At 64.6% G+C, this 21,712-nt stretch carries 19 protein-coding genes; 1 reads left to right on the top strand and 18 read right to left on the bottom strand.

The window, feature by feature from the left end:
• Positions 1-141 precede the first annotated feature (141 nt).
• From pnp to rimP, 8 genes are all read right to left on the bottom strand, one after another.
• A complete protein-coding gene (pnp, locus tag XH88_RS27430) occupies positions 142-2,304 on the bottom strand; it encodes a polyribonucleotide nucleotidyltransferase (RefSeq protein ID WP_271671356.1) in 2,163 nt (720 codons plus the stop codon).
• 460 nt (positions 2,305-2,764) lie between these two features.
• On the bottom strand, positions 2,765-3,034 hold the full coding sequence (rpsO, locus tag XH88_RS27425) for a 30S ribosomal protein S15 (RefSeq protein ID WP_008540131.1): 270 nt from the start codon (positions 3,032-3,034) through the stop codon (positions 2,765-2,767).
• Positions 3,035-3,036: 2 nt separating this feature from the next.
• On the bottom strand, positions 3,037-4,155 hold the full coding sequence (truB, locus tag XH88_RS27420; RefSeq protein ID WP_271671355.1) for a tRNA pseudouridine(55) synthase TruB: 1,119 nt from the start codon (positions 4,153-4,155) through the stop codon (positions 3,037-3,039).
• A complete protein-coding gene (rbfA, locus tag XH88_RS27415) occupies positions 4,152-4,583 on the bottom strand; it encodes a 30S ribosome-binding factor RbfA (protein ID WP_271671354.1) in 432 nt (143 codons plus the stop codon). Before rbfA ends, truB begins: the two co-directional genes overlap by 4 nt.
• 155 nt (positions 4,584-4,738) lie before the next feature.
• Positions 4,739-7,417: a translation initiation factor IF-2 gene (infB, locus tag XH88_RS27410; protein WP_271671353.1), complete on the bottom strand. Its 2,679-nt coding sequence runs from the start codon at positions 7,415-7,417 to the stop codon at positions 4,739-4,741.
• A 70-nt stretch (positions 7,418-7,487) separates the two neighbouring features.
• The gene (locus XH88_RS27405; RefSeq protein ID WP_271671360.1) at positions 7,488-8,171 is read right to left on the bottom strand and encodes an RNA-binding protein; all 684 of its coding nucleotides are present in this window, start codon (positions 8,169-8,171) and stop codon (positions 7,488-7,490) included.
• A 22-nt stretch (positions 8,172-8,193) separates the two neighbouring features.
• The gene (nusA, locus tag XH88_RS27400; RefSeq protein WP_194478656.1) at positions 8,194-9,804 is read right to left on the bottom strand and encodes a transcription termination factor NusA; all 1,611 of its coding nucleotides are present in this window, start codon (positions 9,802-9,804) and stop codon (positions 8,194-8,196) included.
• Between the two features lie 2 nt (positions 9,805-9,806).
• Positions 9,807-10,562, bottom strand: coding sequence for a ribosome maturation factor RimP (gene rimP, locus XH88_RS27395; RefSeq protein ID WP_271671352.1), 756 nt, complete (start codon positions 10,560-10,562; stop codon positions 9,807-9,809).
• Positions 10,563-10,928: 366 nt separating this feature from the next.
• Between rimP and XH88_RS27390 the strand changes: the two genes are divergently transcribed.
• Positions 10,929-12,011: a DUF2336 domain-containing protein gene (locus tag XH88_RS27390; protein ID WP_271671351.1), complete on the top strand. Its 1,083-nt coding sequence runs from the start codon at positions 10,929-10,931 to the stop codon at positions 12,009-12,011.
• On the opposite strand, the gene trmB is transcribed toward XH88_RS27390, so the two are convergent.
• The 10 genes from trmB to XH88_RS27340 all read right to left on the bottom strand — a co-directional run bounded on the left by trmB (position 12,008) and on the right by XH88_RS27340 (position 21,696).
• Entirely contained in the window at positions 12,008-12,718 is a 711-nt protein-coding gene (trmB, locus tag XH88_RS27385; RefSeq protein ID WP_271671350.1) for a tRNA (guanosine(46)-N7)-methyltransferase TrmB, read from the bottom strand. The two genes, XH88_RS27390 and trmB, sit on opposite strands and share 4 nt — an antisense overlap.
• Positions 12,715-13,842, bottom strand: a complete 1,128-nt coding sequence (locus XH88_RS27380) for a M20 family metallopeptidase (protein ID WP_271671349.1) — start codon at positions 13,840-13,842, stop codon at positions 12,715-12,717. Before XH88_RS27380 ends, trmB begins: the two co-directional genes overlap by 4 nt.
• A 115-nt stretch (positions 13,843-13,957) precedes the next feature.
• Positions 13,958-14,371 carry a helix-turn-helix domain-containing protein gene (locus XH88_RS27375; RefSeq protein ID WP_271671348.1) on the bottom strand — a complete coding sequence of 138 codons (414 nt, stop codon included), beginning with the start codon at positions 14,369-14,371 and terminating at the stop codon, positions 13,958-13,960.
• Positions 14,372-14,554: 183 nt separating this feature from the next.
• Positions 14,555-16,207 carry an apolipoprotein N-acyltransferase gene (lnt, locus tag XH88_RS27370; protein WP_271671347.1) on the bottom strand — a complete coding sequence of 551 codons (1,653 nt, stop codon included), beginning with the start codon at positions 16,205-16,207 and terminating at the stop codon, positions 14,555-14,557.
• Positions 16,204-17,319 (bottom strand): hemolysin family protein, encoded by a 1,116-nt coding sequence (locus XH88_RS27365; RefSeq protein ID WP_271671346.1) that lies wholly within the window; start codon positions 17,317-17,319, stop codon positions 16,204-16,206. Before XH88_RS27365 ends, lnt begins: the two co-directional genes overlap by 4 nt.
• Positions 17,319-17,828, bottom strand: coding sequence for an rRNA maturation RNase YbeY (gene ybeY / locus XH88_RS27360; RefSeq protein ID WP_271671345.1), 510 nt, complete (start codon positions 17,826-17,828; stop codon positions 17,319-17,321). Before ybeY ends, XH88_RS27365 begins: the two co-directional genes overlap by 1 nt.
• A gap of 58 nt (positions 17,829-17,886) precedes the next feature.
• Positions 17,887-18,885 carry a PhoH family protein gene (locus XH88_RS27355; protein WP_271671344.1) on the bottom strand — a complete coding sequence of 333 codons (999 nt, stop codon included), beginning with the start codon at positions 18,883-18,885 and terminating at the stop codon, positions 17,887-17,889.
• A gap of 64 nt (positions 18,886-18,949) precedes the next feature.
• Positions 18,950-20,347 (bottom strand): tRNA (N6-isopentenyl adenosine(37)-C2)-methylthiotransferase MiaB, encoded by a 1,398-nt coding sequence (gene miaB / locus XH88_RS27350; protein ID WP_271671343.1) that lies wholly within the window; start codon positions 20,345-20,347, stop codon positions 18,950-18,952.
• A gap of 203 nt (positions 20,348-20,550) precedes the next feature.
• Positions 20,551-21,231, bottom strand: a complete 681-nt coding sequence (locus XH88_RS27345; protein ID WP_271671342.1) for an HAD family hydrolase — start codon at positions 21,229-21,231, stop codon at positions 20,551-20,553.
• A gap of 9 nt (positions 21,232-21,240) precedes the next feature.
• On the bottom strand, positions 21,241-21,696 hold the full coding sequence (locus XH88_RS27340) for a Fur family transcriptional regulator (protein WP_271671341.1): 456 nt from the start codon (positions 21,694-21,696) through the stop codon (positions 21,241-21,243).
• Positions 21,697-21,712: the final 16 nt, after the last annotated feature.

Raw genomic sequence — 21,712 nt, 5'->3', positions numbered from 1 at the left:
TCTCCAACGCGGTCTGTTGCGGTAGCGGCTTCCTCAGCATGCCATCTTGAATCAAAAACCCCCGGCAAAAGCCAGGGGTTTGTCAGCAGCCTGGGGCGGCCTTTCGGCCGCCCTTCGTGTTTTTGACTTGGCCTTAAGCGGTTACTCGCCGGCCGCTTCGCGCGGGGCCTTGTCGCCCTCGGCGCTCTTGTCCTTGCCTTCGAGGTCCTCGCCGGTGGTCTGGTCGACCACCTTCATCGACAGGCGGGTCTTGCCGCGATCGTCGAAGCCGAGCAGCTTGACCTTGACCTTGTCGCCCTCCTTGACGACGTCGGAGGTCTTCTGCACGCGGTTGGCCGCGAGCTGGCTGATGTGGACGAGGCCGTCCTTGGAGCCGAAGAAGTTCACGAAGGCGCCGAACTCCATCACCTTGACGACGGTGCCGTCATAGACCTGGCCGACTTCCGGATCGGACGCGATCGACTTGATCCACTTGATCGCGGCCTTCATCGCCTCGCCGTCGGAGGAGGCGACCTTCACGGTGCCGTCGTCCTCGATATTGACCTTGGCGCCGGTCTTTTCGACGATCTCGCGGATCACCTTGCCGCCGGTGCCGATCACTTCGCGGATCTTGTCGGTGGCGATCTTGAAGGTCTCGATGCGCGGCGCGTATTCGCCGAGCTCGGCGCGGGCGTTGGTGAGCGCCTTGGCCATCTCGCCGAGGATGTGGATACGACCATCCTTGGCCTGGGCGAGCGCCACCTTCATGATCTCTTCGGTGATGCCCTCGATCTTGATGTCCATCTGGAGCGAGGTGATGCCCTGTTCGGTACCGGCGACCTTGAAGTCCATGTCGCCGAGATGGTCCTCGTCCCCGAGGATGTCCGAGAGAACCGCGTAGCGCTTGTCCTCGAGGATCAGGCCCATCGCGATGCCCGCGGTCGGCCGCTTCATCGGCACGCCGGCGTCCATCAGCGCAAGCGAGGCGCCGCAGACCGAAGCCATCGACGAGGAGCCGTTGGATTCGGTGATCTCCGAAACCACGCGCACGGTGTAGGGGAACTCGTGATGCGGCGGCAGCACCGGGTGAATCGCGCGCCAGGCGAGCTTGCCGTGGCCGATCTCGCGGCGCTTGGTGCCGCCGAGGCGACCGGTCTCACCGACCGAGTAGGGCGGGAAGTTGTAGTGCAGCAGGAACGTCTCTTTGTACGTTCCCGACAGCGCGTCGATGTATTGCTCGTCCTCGCCGGTGCCGAGCGTGGTCACGACCATCGCCTGGGTCTCGCCGCGGGTGAACAGCGCCGAGCCGTGGGCGCGGGGCAGCACGCCGACTTCGGCGATGATGTTGCGCACCGTCTTGACGTCACGGCCGTCGATGCGCTTGCCGGTGTCGAGGATGTTCCAGCGAACGATCTTCGCTTCGAGCTCCTTGAACACCGCGGCAACGCGCAGCTTGTCGTATTTCGGCTCCTGCCCTTCGGGGAAGTAGTGGGCGATCACCTTTTCCTTGACCTTGCCGACCGCGGCGTAGCGATCCTGCTTGACCGGAATGGCGTAGGCGGCGCGCAGCTCCTGCTCGACGAGGCCGAGCATTTCCTTCTCCAGCGCGGCATTGTCGATGACGGTAACTTCGCGCGGCTCCTTGGCAGCCTTCTCGGCGAGCTCGATGATCGCGTTGATGACCGGCTGGAAGTGGCGGTGACCGAACATCACGGCGCCGAGCATGATGTCTTCGTTCAGCTCCTTGGCTTCCGATTCCACCATCAGCACGGCGTCGGCGGTGCCGGCGACGACGAGGTCGAGCTGGGTGTCGACCATCTCGTCGAGCGTCGGGTTGAGGATGAACTCGTCATTGGCGAAGCCGACGCGGGCCGCGCCGATCGGGCCCTTGAACGGCGCGCCGGACAGGGTCAGCGCGGCTGAGGAGGCCACCAGCGCCACGATGTCAGGATCGTTCTCCATGTCGTGCGACAGCACGGTGGCGATCACCTGGGTCTCGTTGCGCCAGCCATCGACGAACAGCGGACGGATCGGACGGTCGATCAGACGGGAGACCAGCGTCTCCTTCTCGGTCGGACGGCCCTCGCGTTTGAAATAGCCACCGGGAATGCGGCCCGCGGCGTAGGTCTTTTCCTGGTAGTCGACGGTCAACGGCAGGAAATCGACGCCTTCACGCGGCGCCTTCGCCGCGACGACGGTGGCGAGCACCACGGTCTCGCCATAGGTGGCGATGACGGCGCCATCGGCCTGGCGTGCGATCTTGCCGGTTTCGAGCTTGAGAGGGCGTCCGCCCCAGTCGATCTCGACTGAATGCTTATTGAACATAGAGGTCTTCTTTCATGGGTTCTCAAAAGAAGGGACGGCTCGAAAAACAAAAACCATGTCAAGATTGCAGGACGCTGATCGGTGTGGGCGATCAGCGTCCTGCGATCCTGCCATGGTTCTTGGATGTCGGATGGCGTCCATCCTTTCGGGTCATACGGGCACCTTGCCCGTTGCGCCCAGCCGCCGGATTGCTGCTGGACTGTCAGTCGGCACGAACGCGAACACCGAACCGCGGCCTTCGCTGATCATGCCCCGGATGCGAAGCGTCGCTCGAGCATGATCCGGAAAAGTGCGAAGCGGTTTTCCGAAGAGATCATGCTCAAACAACAATCCAAAGTGCGATTCTTGTCGCGCTTTGGGCTCGCACCGGACGCGTGAGCCTCGATCAAAAACCTTGAAATAAGCGCTTTCGCTCGAAACCACGCGCAAAAACGCGCGCCGGTGGCGCGCGCAAGAACTCTTAACGACGAATGTTGTGCTTCTCGAGCAGCGCCTTGTACCGCGCCTCGTCCTTCTTCTTCAGATAGTCGAGGAGCGAGCGGCGGGTCGAGACCAGCTTCAAGAGGCCACGACGCGAATGGTTGTCCTTCACGTGGGTCTTGAAATGGTTGGTGAGGTTGTTGATGCGTTCCGACAGGATCGCGACCTGAACCTCGGGCGAGCCGGTGTCGCCGGCTTTGGTGGCATTCGTCTTGATGACTTCCGCTTTGCGTTCTGCGGCAATCGACATCGTCAATTTCTCTCGTTGCGACCGGTTGAGGCAGTCAAACCGGTCAGGTTGAACACACGCTTGGGGATGATTTCGCCATTGCCAACTTCAGCAAGCGCCAAAAGACGGCCTGCCACCGTGACATAGACTGTGCCGCTACTTGTGGGCGCATCCCGTCCGCGCAACAAAACGGCCTGGCCCCGATGGAGCCTTGCCGCATCAGCCCGAGTGACGGCCAGTGCCGGGATGTCGTCCAGCGCGGTCTCAACGGGCATCAGCGCGTCGGCGAGGCTTCCCTCGCCGGACGCGGCTCTATCGCACAAAGCCTCCAGCTGATCCAGCGGAATCATGTCATTTTCGCCGAATGGGCCGACCAGGGTCCGCCGCAGCGCGCAGATATGGCCGTAAGTGCCGAGAATCCGGCCCATATCGCGGGCCAGCGCCCGCACATAGGTGCCCTTGCCGCACTCGGCCTCAAACACGGCCCGGTCGTTATCCGGTTGATCTACAAGGATTAAATGGTGAATCTCGACGGGTCGGGGCGCTAGTTCCACGACCTCGCCGTCACGGGCGAGATCATAGGCCCGCTCGCCCTGGACCTTGATCGCCGAATAACGCGGCGGAACCTGCTCGATCACGCCGGTGAAACGGGGTAGCAGGGCTTCGATGGCCTCGCGGGTCGGACGCTGGTCCGAGGTCGCCGTGACTTGGCCCTCGATGTCGTCGGTGTCGCGCTCCTCGCCCCAGCACACGGTGAAGCGGTAGCGCTTGCGGCCGTCCATGACGAAGGGAACCGTCTTGGTGGCTTCGCCGAGCGCGATCGGCAGGCCGCCGGAAGCGAGCGGATCGAGCGTGCCGGCGTGGCCCGCACGCTTGGCGTTGAACAGGCGCTTGAGCACGGCAACGGCCTGCGTCGAGGTCATCCCGATCGGCTTGTCGAGAACGACCCAGCCGTGCACGTCGCGCCGGTCGCGGCGCTGCTGGTTCCCCTTCTGCTTGTTTGCGCGCGGATCGTTGTTGACGCGACGCGCTTCCTGATGCGGCTGCGCGTTGCCGTCGGCATCTGCAAAATTATTCTTTTGCAGATCGCGCGCATTGGCCTCGTCGCTGCCGATCGTGCCGTGAGCGGGGTCCATCATCATCGTTCTTCTTCCCGATCCGAATCCGGATCCTGTTGCAGGTCCTTCTGCACCGCAGGTGTTCTCAAAAGCTTCTCGATCCGTTCCGCTTCGTCGAATCGCTCGTCGACGCGGAAGCGAATGTCAGGTGCAAATTTCAGGTTAACGCGCCGCGCGACTTCGCCGCGCAGGAATTTCTTGTTGCGATCGAGCGCATTGATGACGAGCTCGGTGTCACGGCCTCCGAGCGGCATCACGTAGATTGTCGCGAGCTTCAGGTCGGGCGACATCCGTACCTCCGGCACGGTGATGATGTGACCTTCGAGGTCCGCATCATGCACACTGCCTTGCGCCAGAATATCGGCTATCGCGTGGCGAACCTGCTCGCCGACGCGCAGTTGGCGCTGCGAGCCGCCGGGCGCGGAACTCTTCTTCTGATGGTGGCGGGGCATGGTCGAAAATCACCTCGTCGTGCCCGCGTTTGGGACACGAGCATTGTCATTTGTCCTGTTGAAACGAATGAGGCGTGGATGGCCGGAAAAATCCGGCCATCGCACTCCCGCAATTTCAGTTCAAAAAGATCCCGGCGCTTCGGTAAGATTTGGACTTACAGGGAGCGCTGGATCGTCTCCACACGGTAACACTCGATCACGTCACCGGCACGCATGTCGTGATAGTTCTCGAAGGCCATGCCGCATTCCTGACCGGACTGGACTTCCTTCACTTCGTCCTTGAAGCGCTTCAGCGTCGACAGCTTGCCTTCATGCACGACGACGTTGTCGCGGATCAGGCGCACATTGGCGCCGCGTTCCACGGTGCCATCGGTGACGCGGCAGCCGGCGACCTTGCCGACCTTGGAGATGTTGAAGATCTCCAGAATCTCGGCATTGCCCAGCATGGTTTCGCGCAGGGTCGGCGCGAGCAGGCCGCTCATCGCCTTCTTCACGTCGTCCACGAGGTCGTAGATGATGTTGTAGTAGCGGATCTCGATGCCGTTGCGCTTGGCGGCGGCCGCCGCCTCCTTGTTCGCACGAACCGAGAAGCCGATGATCGCGGCGTTGAAACCTTCCGCGAGCGTCACGTCCGATTCCGAGATGCCGCCGACGCCGGCATGAAGGATGCGGGCTGCGACTTCGTCGGTGCCGAGCTTCTCCAGCGAGCCGAGGATCGCTTCCAGCGAGCCCTGCACGTCGGCCTTGACGATCAGCGGGAATTCCTTGCGGCCCGCCGTCTTCAACTGCGACATCATCTGCTCGAGCGAGCCGCGCATGCCGGAGATCGAGGCCGCGGCGTTCTCGCGCTTCTGGTGCGCGCGGTAGCTGGTGACCTGGCGGGCGCGAGCTTCATTCTCGACGACCGCGAGACGGTCGCCGGCTTCCGGCGGACCGTTGAAGCCGAGCACCTCGACCGGCACCGAGGGGCCGGCCTCCTGCACGGTCTCGCCCTGATCCGAGATCAGCGCGCGGACGCGGCCCATCTCGGCGCCGGCGACGATGATGTCGCCGACCCGCAGCGTGCCGCGCTGGACCAGCACGGTGGCGACGGGACCACGGCCGCGATCGAGCTTGGCTTCGATCACGGTGCCTTCGGCCGGACGCTCCGAATTGGTCTTCAGGTCGAGGATTTCGGCCTGGAGCGCAATCATCTCGAGCAGCTTGTCGAGGTTGGTCTTGTTCTTGGCGGACACTTCGACGTCGACGACGTCGCCGCCGAACGATTCGACCTGCACCTCGTGCTGGAGCAGCTCGGTGCGCACCCGCTCGGGCTTGGCATCGGGCTTGTCGATCTTGTTGATGGCAACGATGATCGGCACCTTCGCGGCCTTGGCGTGATTGATGGCTTCGACCGTCTGCGGCATGACGCCGTCATCGGCCGCGACCACCAGCACGACGATGTCGGTGACCTTGGCGCCGCGGGCGCGCATCGCGGTGAACGCGGCGTGGCCGGGCGTGTCGATGAAGGTGATCTTCTTGCCGCTTTCGGGCGACAGCACCTGATAGGCGCCGATATGCTGGGTGATGCCGCCGGCTTCGCCTGACACCACGTTGGCATGGCGGAGCGCGTCGAGCAGCGAGGTCTTGCCGTGGTCGACGTGACCCATCACGGTGACGACCGGAGAGCGCGTCTCGGTATCCGTGGAATCGTCGACCTGGTCGAACAGGCCTTCCTCAACGTCCGACGCGGCGACGCGTTTGACGGTGTGGCCGAGTTCTTCGGCGATCAGCTGGGCGGTGTCGGCGTCGATCACGTCGGTGATCTTGTGCATCGCGCCCTGCTTCATCAGCATGCGGATGACGTCGACCGCGCGCTCGGACATGCGGTTGGCGAGTTCCTGAATGGTGATCGCTTCCGGGATCGTCACCTCGCGAATGAGCTTTTCCTTCGGCTCGTTCGAGGCGTGGCCCTTCAGCCGCTGGGTACGGCGGCGGAACGAGGCGATCGAACGCTCGCGCACGTCGTCGGCGTTGAGGGCGGTCACGACGGTGAGGCGGCCGCGCTCCTTCTGCGGGCCGGGCTTGTGCGTGGTCTTGGGCGCTGCTGCAGGACGCGCGGCGCCGCCGGGGCCACGCCGGATCTGGCGCGGACCGTCGTCTTCGTCCGGTCCGGCCGCGACAGCGGGCGTGCGACCCGCAGGGCCTGCCGGCCGCGACGTGGTGGTGGCGGGGCGAGCGGTCGTCGTCGTTCCCGGCCGCGTCGTCGTCGGCGCCGGGCGCGGAGCGCTGGTCGCCGGGGCGGCGGCGGGACGCGCAGCCGCTGCCGGCTGCTCGCCTTCGCCAAAGCGCTTCTTGGCTTCGGTCTCGGCCTTGCGCCTGGCTTCTTCCTCGTGACGATGACGCTCTTCCTCGGCCTTGCGGCGGGATTCGGCGGCTTCGCGCTCGGCGCGCTCGGCGGCCTCGCGGACGGCGCGGCGCTGGGCCTCTTCCTCGGCTTGGCGGCGCTCTTCGACTTCGCGGACCTTGGCATCAGCAAGAGCGCTGGCGCGAGCGGAGCGCTCGTCCTCGGTCAACGTGCGCAGCACGACGCCGGAGCCGGCATTGCGCGGTGGCGCCGTGCGCGACGGGGTCGGCGCGGGCGCGGCCGGCGCCGGCTTTGCAACGACGGTGGGCGCCTGCGGCTCAGGGCTGCCGTCGATGCGACGCTTGCCGCGCTTCTCGACCACGACCTGCTTGCTGCGGCCATGGCTGAAGCTCTGGCGCACGGTGCCCGTTTCGACGCGCGGCTTGAGCGATAGCGTCTTGCTCGGAACGCTCAGCTTCTTGTCGTCAGGGGTCTTGGTATCAACCATTCAGCAGTCCTAATCCTGATTTATCAGTGTTGTGCGTTGCCGCACCGTCCTATCGGGTGGTCGTTTGTCTTCAGAAATCCTGGCCGTGCTTTTCGGCAGTCTTGTCGTCGTCCGCCAGCCGGTATCGGACCAGCATCTGGCTACGTGACAGGAATGTCTTGCTCGCCGGGCCCGCGAGCAGGGCAGCATGTATCACATTTGACCGGGTGAGTGCCAAATCCAATTCTGCAGATTTCAATGCGGTGACGACGGGAATCGGCGGCCGAACGCCGCGATTTTCGTCATTTTGCCGCGCCAGCGTGTCCAATTTGCGGATTCCGTCCGCGGCCCCGTCGCTGGCATGGATCAGGACCGCGACCGTGCCCTCCCGCAGGGCGCTTTCGACCTTGCCGAAGCCGGCGACGATTTGCCTCGCCTTGGCGGCGATCCCGAGGGCCTCGATCACGCTCCGGACCAGGAGCGCCTCGATATCGTCGGGAAGCGACTTGGGAATGCGCAGGTCGCGCTTGAAGGCTTTGGTAAATTGGTGACGGCGGACCGCTTCCGCAACCACCTGTCGCGACGCCGTGACCCACATGCCGCGTCCGGGCAGCTTGCGTTTGAGGTCGGGAACTATGTCGCCCCCGGGCGAGACGACGAAGCGGATCAGCTCGTCGATCGGCCGGACCTCGCGGCTGACCGCGCACATGCGCATGGTCGCGGACCTTTCGGCCCGCGGTCCATGATCAAGTTCGCTGTCAGCGCTGGCAAGCATCCGGGCGACATCTCCGTTGCCCTTAAGCCGGTTGATCTTCGGCCGCGTCAGCCTCTTCGGCAGGCTTGGCAAGGTCAGCCTCCGTGATCCAGCCGGCCTTGACACGGGCCTGCATGATCATGGCTTCCGCATCGTCGCGGGAGATGCCGAGCCCGTCGAGCGCGCCGGCGAATTTGGTCTGCTCGCCGCCTTCCTTGCGCTCGGTCCAGCCGACCAGATCGTCGGTCGCGCAGCCGGCGAGATCCTCGACCGTCTTGATGTCGTTCTCGCCGAACTTCACCAGCATCTTCGAGGTGACGCCGGGCACGTCCTTCACGGCGTCCTCGACGCCGAGTTCCTTGCGGCGGGCTTCGATCTCGGCTTCCTGCTGATCGAGATATTCCCGCGCGCGGCTCTGCAGCTCCTGCGCGGTCTCCTCGTCGAAGCCCTCGATGCTGGCGAGTTCCTTGAGGTCCACCATCGCCAGTTCCTCGACCGAGGTGAAGCCTTCGGAGGCGAGCAGCTGGCCGACCACCTCGTCGACATTGAGAGATTCCATGAAGACGCGGGTGGAGTTCTCGAAGTCGGCCTGCCGGCGCTCCGATTCCTCCTGCTCCGTCAGAATGTCGATGTCCCAGCCGGTGAGCTGCGAGGCGAGGCGGACGTTCTGGCCGCGACGGCCGATCGCCAGCGAGAGCTGGTTGTTGGTGTCGGGCACCACGACCTCGATGCGCTCGCGGTCTTCGTCGATAACGACCTTGGAGACTTCAGCGGGCGCCAGCGCGTTGACCACGAAGGTCGCGATATCAGGCGACCACGGGATGATGTCGATCTTCTCGCCCTGCAATTCGTTCACCACCGCCTGCACGCGCGAGCCGCGCATACCGACGCAGGCGCCGACCGGATCGACCGAGGAATCGCGGGAAATCACGCCGATTTTCGCGCGCGAGCCGGGATCGCGGGCGACCGCCTTGATCTCGACGATGCCGTCGTAGATTTCCGGCACTTCCTGCGCGAACAGCTTCGCCATGAACTGCGGATGGGTGCGCGACAGGAAGATCTGCGGACCTCTCGTCTCGCGGCGGACGTCGAAGATGTAGGCGCGGACGCGGTCGCCGTTGCGGAACACCTCACGCGGCAGCATCTCGTCGCGGCGGATGATGGCTTCACCGCGGCCGAGATCGACGATGACGCTGCCATATTCCACGCGCTTGACGACGCCGTTGACGATGTCGCCGATGCGGTCCTTGAATTCCTGATATTGCCGGTCACGCTCGGCCTCGCGCACCTTCTGCACGATCACCTGCTTGGCCGATTGAGCCGCGATACGGCCGTATTCGAGCGGCGGCAGCGTGTCGGCAATGGTGTCGCCGACCTGGGCGCCCGGGTTGGCGCGCTGCGCATCGATCAGCGAGATCTGGTTGGAATGATTTTCGACCTTGTCGACCACCAGCATATGGCGCGACAGCCGAAGTTCGCCCTTCTTCGGGTCGATCTCGGCGTGAACGTCAGTCTCGCTGCCATAACGGGCCCGCGCCGCCTTGGCAATGGCATCTTCCATCGCCGCGATCACGATGCCACGGTCGATCGATTTCTCGCGAGCGACCGCGTCGGCGATCTGGAGCAATTCAAGTCGATTGGCGCTGACTGCCATGGCTAGTCTCCTTCGTCAGGCTCGATCTCGCCGCGCCGCGCGCGTTCGGCAGCAAGGCGATGTTTCTTCGTGTTGGTCGGTGCCGGCTTCTTTTTCGGCTTGGTGTTCTTGGTCGTCTTTGCGCTGATCTCGGCGTGCGGCGCCTGCGGTGGCGCGAGACCGAGATCCCGGCGCATCTGGCGCTCCTCGGCCTTGCCGCGGCGCATGGATTCGGCGATCAGCTCATCGGTCAGCACCAGCCGGGCCTCGCCGATATCTTCCATCGTCAGGAGCACGTCGGCATTGTCGCCTGCCTTGGCGTCGTCGCGATGCAGATGCACGCGGTCGCCTTCCACAGTGCCCAGCGTGCCGCGGAACCGCTTGCGCCCTTCATGGGCGACGGCCATCTCGATCTTCACCAGATGGCCGGAATAGCGCTCGAAATCGGAGCGGCGCACCAGCGGCCGGTCGATCCCCGGCGAGGAGATTTCCAGCCGGTAGGCGCGGTCGATGGGGTCGGCGACGTCGAGCACTGGCGACAGCGCCCGCGAGATCGCCTCGCAATCCTCGAGCTGCATCGAGCCGTCGGGCCGTTCGGCCATGATCTGCACGGTGCAGCCGGCCTCCCCGGAGATGCGGATCCGCACCAGGCGGTAGCCCATGCCCTCCAGCACCGGTGTTGCGACCGCAGACACCCGTGCCGCGACGCCTGGCTCGACCACGAGCCTCGGCTCGGCCAGCATTTCGGCATCTGTGGAACCAGTGGTCGGTTCGGTCATCTCAGGGGTCAAGGCGCTCGATGGTGTCGATGGTTAAGGCTTGGTTAAGACGTCAGAGCCCGTTTCGGAACTATCCCGACAGCCGGCCGGGCCGCATCTTCCGCCAAGCCGCGTTCAGGTAATAAAAAAGAGCGGGTCCTTTCGGGCCCACTCTCACTACGCGGATCGTATGAGAAGATGAATTGGCGCTGATATAGCCCTTTCCGCCAGCCCGGACAAGGCCTCTTACGGGCAGATGCGGGCTTTTTGCGCTCCGGCGGGCAGCCCGGGAGCAACGCTTCCTTCATGAAGCGGGCCTAATTTCCACCTTGTGGGGCGACTTGAGCCATGGCGCGCCCACGGCGTGCCAGATTCGAGTTGCGTTTCATGACTGTTGCCACGTCGCTCATTCCCGGACTGGACGATATCGTCAAACGCGGCGATCCCCGGCGTCGTGGCGAGATCGCGAGCGCCATTGCCGCGTTATTCTTTCAGGATCCCTCAAAACTCCGTCCCGAGCTCGTCGATCTTTTCGACGATCTGCTGATCGATCTTGTCCCGCATGCGGAGCTTGCCGCGCGCGTCGATCTCGCCGAGCGCTTCTCGCGCGTGGACAATGCGCCGCGTCATCTCGTCGGCCAGCTCGCCCGCGAAAACGAGATCATGGTGGCCGGTCCGGTGCTGCGCCGCTCGCCCGTGCTCGACGAAGCCGCACTCGTCGAGATCGCCCGGCTGAAGGGTCAGGGTCATCTGTTGGCGATGACGGAGCGGCCGACCCTGTCGACGCAAATTACCGACGTGCTGGTCGAGCGCGGCGATCGCGACGTGGTACGCCGCGCCGCCGGCAATGCCGGCGCACATTTCTCGCCGGGCGGCTATTCGGAGCTGATCAAGCGCGCGAGCCAGGATGGTGTGCTGACGCTCAAGATCGGCCAGCGCGAGGATCTTTCGGGCGAGAATCTCAAGGAGCTTCTGAACGGCACGCTCGACGTCATCAGGCGTCGTCTCTCCAGCGTGGTCAATCCGACGCGCCAGGTCGAGATCAAGCGCGCCATGGCCGCGATCGAGGAGGCCGCGCTGCCGCCCGGGCCGCGGCGCGATTTCTCGGCCGCACAGCGCACGGTGCTCGGCTTGCATCGTGATGGTCATCTCGGCGAGAGCGCGCTGCTCGGCTTCGCCAAGGCGCACAAATACGAGGAGTCGGTCGCCGCACTCTCGGCGATGTCCGGCGTCAGGCTTCCGATCCTCGACCGCCTGATCGGGGGCGATCGCTACGACCCGATCCTGGTCCTCGGCCGGGTCCTGAATCTCGGCTGGCCCACGGTGCGCGCGCTGATCCTGATGTGGTACGGGCCGCAGCGCACGCCGGCCGATGCCGATCTCGAAGCGGCGCGAATGAACTTCACGCGCCTGATGCCGGCGACCGCCGAGCGCGTCGTGAATTTCTGGCGCAACCGGCGGACGATCTAGCTTCTGCGAAAACGCAAGTAAGCCGCCTTGCGGCCTTCGCGCGCGGCCTTTCGTCCATAACGCGTCATGGTGTAGCCGGCCCAGGGCTTTCGGAAATCATCGGCGCGTTCCGCGAGCCATTGGAAGTCCGGCGCGCGCGCAAGGTGCGACAGGGTCCAGGCGCAATAGTCGTCGATGTCGCAGACAAAGCGGAATTCGCCGCCTGCCTTCAGCACGCGCGCCATCGCAGCGATCGTGCGGTCCTGAACGAAGCGCCGCTTCCAGTGCCGCCGTTTCGGCCAGGGGTCGGGATGGATCAGGTCGATCCGCGACAGCGAAGCGCTGGGCAGCCAGGCCAATAGTTCGGCGGCGTCGCCGGCAAACAGGCGGATGTTGCCGATGTTGGCCGCCTCGATTTGCGCCAGGATCTTGGCCATGCCGTTGACATAGGGCTCGCAGCCGATGAAGCCGGTCGTCGGGAAGTTCTGCGCTTCCGTCGCGAGATGCTCACCGCCGCCGAAGCCGATCTCGAGCCGCAGATCTTCGACTGGGAGATCGAAGATCCCGGCGGCATTCGCAGGCCGCGGCATAGTGATGTCGAGCGAAAGATGCGGCAGCAGATGATCGACCAGCTCGGCCTGATGCTGCCTGAGCTTGTGGCCCTTGCGCCGTCCAAAGAAGGCGCGCTCGCCTTCCGCGCGGTCGGGATCTGATTTGCGTTCGCTCATCGCAGCGTCTGGTACAGGCGATAGAGCAGCCGCGCGCGCGGCTCGAGCGAGGAGACGTAGAGCTGCTCATAATGGGTGTGCGCACCCTTGCCGTCGACGCCGAGTCCGTCGAGCGTGCCGGTATGCGGCGCGGTGAAATTGCCGTCCGAGCCGCCGCCGGTGTGGGTATCGATCAGCTCGAAACCGATTTCCGCCGCGAGCGTTCTGGCGTGCTCGTACAGCGATGCGCCTGCATTGCCCTTCTCATAGGGCGGACGGTTGAGCTCGCCGGTGACCGTGACGGTCACGCCGTCGGTCTTCGACGTCAGGCCGAGGATCCTGCCGACGAATTCTTCCGCATCGTCGAAGCTTGGCACGCGCAGATCGACTTCGGCATAGGCCTCTTCCGGCGTGACGTTGGGACGCGTGCCGCCGCGCACCACGCCGACATTGACGGTGACGCCGCGTTTCAGATCGTTCATCCCTTCCAGCGTCTGGATGACATTGGCGAGCTCGCGGATGGCGCTGCGGCCGTCTTCGGGGCGCGAGCCGGCATGCGCGGGCACCCCTTTGATGAAGACCTCGAAACGTCCGACGCCCTTGCGTCCGGTGACGATCTTGCCGCCGTCGCGCGCCGGCTCCGTCACCAGCACGTATTTGGCCTTGCGACCCTCGTTCTCAATCAGCGCGCGCGATGTCGGGCTGCCGATCTCCTCGTCGGAGGTGAACAGATGGGTGACACCGAGCGGCGGGCGATCGGGGGCGGCGCAGAGTTCGCGAAAGGCGTGATAGGCGATGTAGGCGCCGCCCTTCATGTCGTAGATGCCGGGACCGAATGCGCTGTCGCCCTCGACCTTGAATGGCAGGCGCGCGATGAAGCCCAGGGGGTGAACGGTATCGAGATGGCTGAGCACCAGAATACCGGGCCGGTCCTGCCCCCAGGTCGAACGCACCACGAGATGGTCGCCGCAGCCGTCGACACCGGCGACGCGTTCGAGCGTGACGGGCAGATCACGATAATGGTCGGCAACCATCGAGGTCAGCTTGTTGACCTGCTCGGGCACCTCCGTCGGCGTCTCAATCTCCACCCAGCGGCGGATACCAGCGAGGATAGTTTGGGAATCGAACGAATTGGATCTCGCCATGGACGTATCTGCGCCTTCGAATCACATCACTTCAGCGGAGGCAGCGTAATGCGCGGTCCGCAAATGACGACATAGGCCAGATTTGGCGCAGTCTCAAATCGGAATGAAGAGCGCGTCAGCGCTTGTCGGGACCTTCGCGGGCGGCGATCTGCTCGACGAGATCGACGATCGAGCGGCGCAGCTTCGAATCGGTGATTCGGGTGAACGCCTTGGTCAGCGCGAGCCCTTCGGACGTCGCGAGGAAGTCGGACACATAAGAGGGCGATGCACCCTCAGCGAAGCCTTCGGGGCCGGGCACGCCGCTCGGTCCGCCCTCGAACAGGAACGACACCGGCACCTGGAGAATCTCGGCAATCTGCTGGATTCGGCTCGCGCCGACCCGGTTCGTGCCCTTCTCGTACTTCTGAATCTGCTGGAATGTCAGGCCCAAAGCTTCACCGAGCTTTTCCTGACTCATGCCCAACATGATGCGGCGCATGCGCACGCGACTGCCGACATATTTGTCAACAGGGTTGGGCGCTTTCGACATTTCCTCAGCCCTCCAAACATCACCATCGGCGCAATCGAACTTGTTGCCTCAGGTGCCAGCGACGCCAAACTTCACTCTGATTGGGGAAACATTGCGGAGAAATTTAGCAATGCACCGCTGTCTTGCGCAGCCGGTGCAGAATGGGGAGCCCGCATGCAATCTGTCAACCGTGGACTACGGTTGTCAAAGGTTTCCGGCCGTCTTGCCGATATCGCTAGCGCGATCAGGGTGCCGTTTGGCAACACGACGGCGCACCGCCAAAATCACAGCCAGCGCAACGAGCATGGCCGCGGGGATGTCACCGACCCTCGCATAGATCGTGGGCGGGATTGCGGTGGGCAGGCTTGAGTCCAAGATGCCTTCGATCCCGAGGCCGAGGCTGGCCACCGTGCGTCCCATCGGATCGATCACTGCCGAGACGCCGGTATTGGCCGAGCGGACCAGCGGTAGCCCGAGCTCGATGGAGCGCATCCGCGCCTGCTCCAGATGCTGATAGGGACCGGTCGAGATGCCGAACCAGCCGTCATTGGTGAGGTTCACCATCCAGCCCGGGCGCTCGTCGCGTGTCCCAACCTCGCCGGGAAAGATCGCCTCGTAGCAGATCAGCGGCAGCGCGGGCGGCGCGCCCGGCAGCGGCAGCACGTGCCGCACCGTGCCGGGAATGAAGCCGCCTCGGACCCGTGTCAGCTGCTCGAAGCCCAGCTTCTCCATCACGTCCTGAAACGGAAGATATTCTCCGAACGGAACCAGGTGCAGCTTGTCGTAGACCGCGAGCACGCTGCCATCGTGGTCGATCACGTAGATCGAATTGTAGGCGCGCGTGATCGGCTTGCCGGGCGGCAAATCGGGGGCGCGGACCGATCCGGTGATCAGAACGGTGCCCTTCGGCAACAGCTCGGCGATCGCGGCCATCGCATCGGCTTCGCGGGTCAGGAAGAACGGAAAGGCGGATTCCGGCCAGATCAGGATGGTAACATCGCGCACGCCGGTCGATTGCGGTCCGGAGGCCCGGTCCGATAGCGCCAGATATTTCTTCATCACCTCCGCCTTGGCGGAGTAGTTGAACTTGGCATCCTGCTGAAGGTCCGGCTGCATCAGGCGCAGCTTGGTGCCCGCGACCATCGTGGTGGGATGCAGCGACATGCGGATGGCGCCGAAGATGCCCATGGCGACCAGCAGCGCAATCGCCGCGGCCGGCACGCGCCATGCCAGGCTGCGGTCGCGCGTGCGGTCGATCAGCACCGCCGGGCTCGCAAAGATCGCAACCGCGAGGAAGGTCATGCCCCATTGGCCGATGAGGGATGACGTCTGCGCCAGCGCCAACGGCTCCGACAGCGCATAGCCGAAGGCATTCCAGGGAAAGCCGGTGAGCACGTGCCCACGCAACCATTCACCGACCGTAAGGCTTGCAGCGAGCGCGAGAACGCGGGTGGCATCCTTGGTCCAGAGCAGACGGGCCAGCGCGAAACCGGCCGCCGTGAAGAGCGAGAGATAGGCCGGCAGGCCCAGCACGGCGAAGGGTGTCAGCCAGGCGAACACGTCCGCGTCGACGAAGAAGGCGTAGCCGATCCAGTAGAGGCCAGGAACGAAATAGCCGAGACCGAACCAGTAGCCCGTCAGCGCTGCGGCAGGGACGCCGCCATATCGTCCGGCACCGGCGCCGTCGATCAGCCAGACCATCACGGGGAATGTGATGAACAGCACCGGAAAGATGTTGAACGGTGCCAGCGCCAGCACCGACAATGCGCCGCATGCCATCGCCAGCAGCGCGCGCTTCCATCCCCAGGTCAGGATGACGGCAAGCGCAATCTGCCTGAAACGTTGGAACGGACTCACTGCGGGCCGGTCCCGTCGGCGGGCGGGGTCGGCGTGTCGCCAGCCGTCGGCTGGCCGCTGTCGGGTGCGGCCTCGCGGCGGCTTCTCTCGCGCTGGGTGCGCGGCGTGGGCCGTTCCTTCCGGGTCGAGATGCGCAGCCGCTTGACGCGGCGCGGATCGGCGTCGAGCACTTCGACCTCGTAAGTGCCGGGGCCCGAGATCACCTCCCCGCGCACCGGCAGGCGGCCGACGAAGCTGACGAGATAACCGCCCAGCGTCTCCACCTCCTCGCCGGCCTCGCCGGTGACGAAGTCTTCGCCGATCACCGTGCGGACGTCGTCGAGACTGGCGCGGGCGTCCGCAATGAAGGCATTGTCGGGAAGCCGGACGATCGAGGGTGGCTCGTCGCTGTCATGCTCGTCGTCGATCTCGCCGACGATCTGTTCGACGATGTCCTCGAGTGAAACGAGGCCGTCGCTGCCGCCATATTCGTCGACGACGAGCGCGAGATGAATGCGTGTGGCCTGCATCTGCGCCAGCAGGTCGATCGCGCGCATCGACGGCGGCACATAGAGCAGCTTGCGGATGATGCGTGCGTCCTGCAGCTGCAGCGCGAGGTCCACCGCCTTCAAATCGAGCCCGGCCGGCAGCGGCTTCTTGCGCTTGGTCTTGGTGGCCTCCGACACGCGCGCCCGCACCGTCATGAAGGCGAGCAAGTCGCGGATGTGGACGATGCCGACGGGATCGTCGAGCGTCTCGTTGTAGACGACGAGGCGCGAATGGCCGGCGCTCTCGAAGCGATCCATCAATTCGCCGAGCGGAATGTCGCGTTTCACCGCGACGATGTCGGCGCGATGCACCATGACGTCGGCGATGCGGCGCTCATGCAGGCCGAGAATGTTGCGCAGCATGGTGCGCTCGACCGCGGAGAAGCCGGTGTCGTCGGGCGTCGTCGCGTTGAGCACGACCTGGAGATCGTCGCGGACAGATCCGGCCTTCCAGCCGAACAGGGTGCGGATCGCGCGCAGCAGCCAGCCTTCCGCGGTCGGGCGCATGACTTCGCCAGGCGTCACGACGGCGGGCAGATTGGCCGTGTTGCGCGGATTGTCGTGAACAGGATCTGAATCCGGCATCAGTGCGTCCCCGCGCGGTCTGCATAGGGATCGGGGATGCCGAGATGGGCCAGGATCTCGGTTTCGAGCGCTTCCATTTCTTCCGCGTCGTCGTCGTTCTCGTGATCGTAGCCGATCAGATGCAGGAAACCATGCACGGCGAGATGACTCAAATGATGATCGAACGGCTTGTGTTCCTCGTCCGCCTCGCGCCGCATGGTCTCAAAGGCGATCGCGATGTCGCCGAGCATGCGCGGCGCATCCCCCGGCTTCCACTCGCCCTCCGGCTGGAGCGCGGGAAACGACAGCACGTTGGTCGGCTTGTCCATGCCGCGCCAGTTGCTGTTGAGCGTCCGGATGCCGGCATCATCGGTCAGCATCACGGCCACTTCCGCATCCGCGACGTCTTCGTCGACGGTTTCGGCGGCGGCGGCGACGGCGCGCTGGATCACGGCTTCGGCGTCAGGCTCGCTCTGCCAGCAATCGGCGACGACGAGGACCTCGGTGATGGGAAGGTTGGGATGCGACATGGCTTTGTTCGGAACGAAGGCGCCGTGCTCGCGCCCGGCTGGTCCCGCTGTTGTCTCGTCAGGATTTGTTGCCGGCGGCTGGCCGCTGCGGCGACCCTTCATAGGCAGCGACGATTCGTGCCACGAGCTCGTGGCGGATCACGTCTTCGGCCTTGAAATGAACTTGCGCAATGCCTTCGACGCCATCGAGCAGGCGCGTCGCTTCGGCGAGACCCGAGGTCTGGCCGTTGGGCAGGTCGATCTGCGAGGGGTCGCCGGTGACGATCATGCGGCTGTTCTCGCCGAGGCGGGTCAGGAACATCTTCATCTGCATCGATGTCGTGTTCTGGGCCTCATCGAGGATGATCGCGGCGTTGGTCAGGGTGCGGCCGCGCATGAAGGCGAGCGGCGCGATCTCGATCTCGCCGCTCTGGAGCGCGCGCTCGACGATGCGTGCATCCATGAGATCGTAGAGGGCGTCGTAGATCGGGCGAAGATAAGGATCGACCTTCTCGCGGAGATCGCCGGGCAGGAAGCCGAGCCGCTCGCCGGCTTCCACCGCCGGACGCGACAGGATGATGCGGTCGACCTCCTTGCGCTCGAACAATTGCGCGGCATGCGCAACCGCAAGCCAGGTCTTGCCGGTGCCGGCGGGGCCGATGCCGAACACCAGCTCATGCCGCTTCAACGCGCGGATGTAGGAGTCCTGCGCCGCCGTGCGCGCGCGCACCGGGCGCTTGCGCAAATTGATGCTGTCGAAGCTGGATTTCGCCGACTTGGCGTCGAACTCGAACAGCGAGCCTTGCGCGATCACCGCGCGGATCGCGCCTTCGACCTCGCCCTGGTCGACGTCCTGCCCCTTCACTGCGTGGGCGTAGAGCGTCTCCAGTACCCGGCGTGCGGCATCGCAGCCGTCGCGGGTGCCGCCGATGGTGATGTGGTTGCCCTTGGAGTCGACGACGACTCCGAGCCGCCGCTCGATCTGCGCCAGGTTCTGGCCATAGGGGCCGACCAGCGCGGATGCGGCACGGTTGTCGTCGAAATCGATGACGACCTGGGTCTCGGGCGGAACTTGCATGTCGCGGTCAAATTTGCGGCTGGGAGCGATGGAAGACGAATCCGATGCGCTTTTTGGCAAGGGTTCAGGCTCCAGTGGCGATGGATGATAAAGCGGGCTCGCGCCTATTGCGTGGCGTGGCGAGCTCGCCGAGGAAACTGTAGCGCTCGAGACTGTCGATCCTGACCGGCAGGATCTGTCCGATGATATCGGGCGAGGCCATCACGTGCGCAGGCTGAAGGAAGGCGGTGCGGCCGACGATCTGGCCGTCCTTGCGCGCCGGACGTTCGAACAGCACGTCGACCGTTGAGCCAATCGCAGCCTTGTTGAAGGCCGATTGCTGGCTGTCGATCAAGTCCTGGAGCCGCTCCAATCGCTGGTCCATCTCGGCGGGGGACACCGTCTCCTGCATATCCGCGGCCGGCGTTCCCGGCCGGGCGGAGTATTTGAACGAATAAGCCGCAGCGTAGCCGATTTGCGTGACAAGCGCGAGGGTGGCGAGAAAATCTTGCTCGCTCTCGCCGGGGAAGCCGACGATAAAATCCGATGAAAAAGCAATGTCTTGGCGCGCGGTGCGGAATCGGTCGATGACGCGCCGGTAATCATCGGCGGTATGTTTCCGGTTCATGGCGGCCAGAATCCGGTCTGAGCCCGACTGTACCGGCAGGTGCACGAACGGCATCAACGCGTCGAGGTCGCGATGGGCTGCGATCAGGCTGTCATCGACGTCGCGGGGGTGGCTGGTCGAATAGCGCAGCCGCGCGATGCCGGGAATTTTGGCCAGATGCTCCAGCAATTGGCCGAGCCCCCAGCTTTTTCCGTCGGGTCCCTCGCCATGATAGGCATTGACGTTCTGCCCGATCAGCGTGAGCTCGCGCACGCCGTTGTCGGCAAGGCGCTTCACATCGTCGACGATTTTTGCCACGGGGCGCGAGACCTCCGCGCCTCGCGTGTAAGGCACGACGCAGAATGTACAAAACTTGTCGCAGCCTTCCTGCACCGTGACGAACGCGGAAATGCCGCGCGCGCGGATCGCATCGGGCTTGGGCTGGGCGAGGAAGCCGAACTTGTCGGCGGCGGGAAATTCAGTCTCGATCGCGCGGCCTTCGCTGCTGGCGCGCTTCACCAGTTGGGGTAGGTGATGGTAGCTCTGCGGGCCGACCACGACGTCGACCGTGGGTGCCCGGCGGACGATCTCCTCGCCTTCGGCCTGGGCGACGCAGCCGGCGACCGCGATCTGCATGGCGCGGCCCTCACGTGCCGCCTCGTCCTTGGCGAGGCGCAGGCGACCGAGCTCGGAATAGACCTTTTCAGAGGCCTTCTCGCGGATGTGGCAGGTGTTGAGGATGACGAGGTCGGCCTCCTCGGCGCGATCGGTCTCCGTGAATCCTTCGGGAGCCAGGGTGTCCACCATGCGCTGGGCATCGTAGACGTTCATCTGGCAGCCATATGATTTGATGTGCAGCTTGCGCGGCGGCGTCATGGAACCCGGAAATTGCGGTGGAGGACAGCCTTCAAATAGAGGCTGGAGAGCCGAAAATCCAGCGATTGGGGGCCTGCGGCCGTCATTCCGGGGCGCGACGTAGTCGCGAACCCGGAACCAAGCGGTTTTGGCGCAAGATTCGCAGGTGCGCGAGTGCGCGCTAGAGTTTTCTGCTGCGCATCGCCCCCGAATGACGGCAACAATCAGTCCGTCCGGGCGTCCGTCGCGACACGCCGGACCAGTTCCGGCAATTGCCGCATATCGTCGAAGGTCAGTCCGGCGCCAGCGGCCCGCAGCCTTTCGGCGTGCCCGGGCGGGCAGTGGCTGCCGCCGCAAAAGCCCAGCACGGTCATGCCGGCGGCGTGCGCGCCGGTTACGCCGGGGACGCTATCCTCGATCACCAGGCACCGCTCCGGCGCGGCCCTCATCTGCGCGGCGGCGAACAGAAATAGATCGGGCGCCGGCTTGCCGCGTGCAACCTGGCTTGCCGAAAAGACGTGCGGAGCGAGCAGGTCATACAGGCCGGCACAGGTCAGGCCGTGAAGGATCTTGTTCGGTGTGCTGCTCGATGCAACGCATTTGGGCAAATCGATCGCGCTGATCGCTGCGGCCACATGGGTAATCGGTTGCAGATCGCTGGCGTAAGATTGCAGCGTGGCCGCATTGACCCGCTGCTCGAAATCGTCGGGAAGGCTGCGGCCGATCTCCTGCTCGACGATGCGCCGGGCGTCCTTTTCGGACACGCCGAGAAAGCGGGCCAGCACCTGCTCCGACGTGATCGGATAGCCGTGCCTGGTCAGCACGTCCGCATGCGCGCGACAGGAGATCACCTCGCTGTCCACGAGCACGCCATCGCAATCGAAGATGATGAGATCGATGGGCACTAAACTGACTTAGGACGACGGCTTGTCGTCGTCGAGCGGGACGCAATAAAGCTCGAGCCGATGATCGACCAGCTTGTAGCCGAGCTTGCGTGCGATCTCCGCCTGCAGCTTCTCGATCTCTTCCGAGGTGAACTCGATCACCTTGCCGTCGCGCAGATTGATGAGGTGATCGTGATGGCTGTCGCGCATCTGCTCGTAGCGCGCGCGGCCTTCGCGGAAATCGTGGCGTTCGATGATGCCGGCATCCTCGAACAGCTTGACGGTGCGGTAGACGGTCGAGATCGAGATCTTGTCGTCGACCGCGACACAGCGCCTGTACAATTCCTCGACGTCGGGGTGATCGACCGCTTCCGCCAGCACGCGGGCGATGACGCGCCGCTGCTCGGTCATGCGCATTCCGGTGGCGGCGCAGCGCGCCTCGATGCCGGTCGCCTTGGATACGGAAGAAGGTTTAAGTCCAGTCATATCGTGTCCGCCTGAC

The organism is Bradyrhizobium sp. CCBAU 51627 (assembly GCF_028128765.1).
Classification (GTDB): domain Bacteria; phylum Pseudomonadota; class Alphaproteobacteria; order Rhizobiales; family Xanthobacteraceae; genus Bradyrhizobium.
Note: the sequence above shows the minus strand (reverse complement) of the source record. Positions and strands in the feature narration are given on the sequence as shown.

Coding starts and splice junctions, on each gene's coding strand:
- XH88_RS27355 (WP_271671344.1), bottom strand. CDS start 18,885: ATGCAAGTTCCGCCCGAGACCCAGGTCGTCATCGATTTCGACGACAAC.
- XH88_RS27390 (WP_271671351.1), top strand. CDS start 10,929: ATGACTGTTGCCACGTCGCTCATTCCCGGACTGGACGATATCGTCAAA.
- XH88_RS27405 (WP_271671360.1), bottom strand. CDS start 8,171: ATGCTTGCCAGCGCTGACAGCGAACTTGATCATGGACCGCGGGCCGAA.
- rbfA (WP_271671354.1), bottom strand. CDS start 4,583: ATGCCCCGCCACCATCAGAAGAAGAGTTCCGCGCCCGGCGGCTCGCAG.
- XH88_RS27375 (WP_271671348.1), bottom strand. CDS start 14,371: ATGTCGAAAGCGCCCAACCCTGTTGACAAATATGTCGGCAGTCGCGTG.
- trmB (WP_271671350.1), bottom strand. CDS start 12,718: ATGAGCGAACGCAAATCAGATCCCGACCGCGCGGAAGGCGAGCGCGCC.
- nusA (WP_194478656.1), bottom strand. CDS start 9,804: ATGGCAGTCAGCGCCAATCGACTTGAATTGCTCCAGATCGCCGACGCG.
- XH88_RS27340 (WP_271671341.1), bottom strand. CDS start 21,696: ATGACTGGACTTAAACCTTCTTCCGTATCCAAGGCGACCGGCATCGAG.
- ybeY (WP_271671345.1), bottom strand. CDS start 17,828: ATGTCGCATCCCAACCTTCCCATCACCGAGGTCCTCGTCGTCGCCGAT.
- XH88_RS27365 (WP_271671346.1), bottom strand. CDS start 17,319: ATGCCGGATTCAGATCCTGTTCACGACAATCCGCGCAACACGGCCAAT.
- rimP (WP_271671352.1), bottom strand. CDS start 10,562: ATGACCGAACCGACCACTGGTTCCACAGATGCCGAAATGCTGGCCGAG.
- pnp (WP_271671356.1), bottom strand. CDS start 2,304: ATGTTCAATAAGCATTCAGTCGAGATCGACTGGGGCGGACGCCCTCTC.
- XH88_RS27380 (WP_271671349.1), bottom strand. CDS start 13,842: ATGGCGAGATCCAATTCGTTCGATTCCCAAACTATCCTCGCTGGTATC.
- truB (WP_271671355.1), bottom strand. CDS start 4,155: ATGATGATGGACCCCGCTCACGGCACGATCGGCAGCGACGAGGCCAAT.
- infB (WP_271671353.1), bottom strand. CDS start 7,417: ATGGTTGATACCAAGACCCCTGACGACAAGAAGCTGAGCGTTCCGAGC.
- rpsO (WP_008540131.1), bottom strand. CDS start 3,034: ATGTCGATTGCCGCAGAACGCAAAGCGGAAGTCATCAAGACGAATGCC.
- miaB (WP_271671343.1), bottom strand. CDS start 20,347: ATGACGCCGCCGCGCAAGCTGCACATCAAATCATATGGCTGCCAGATG.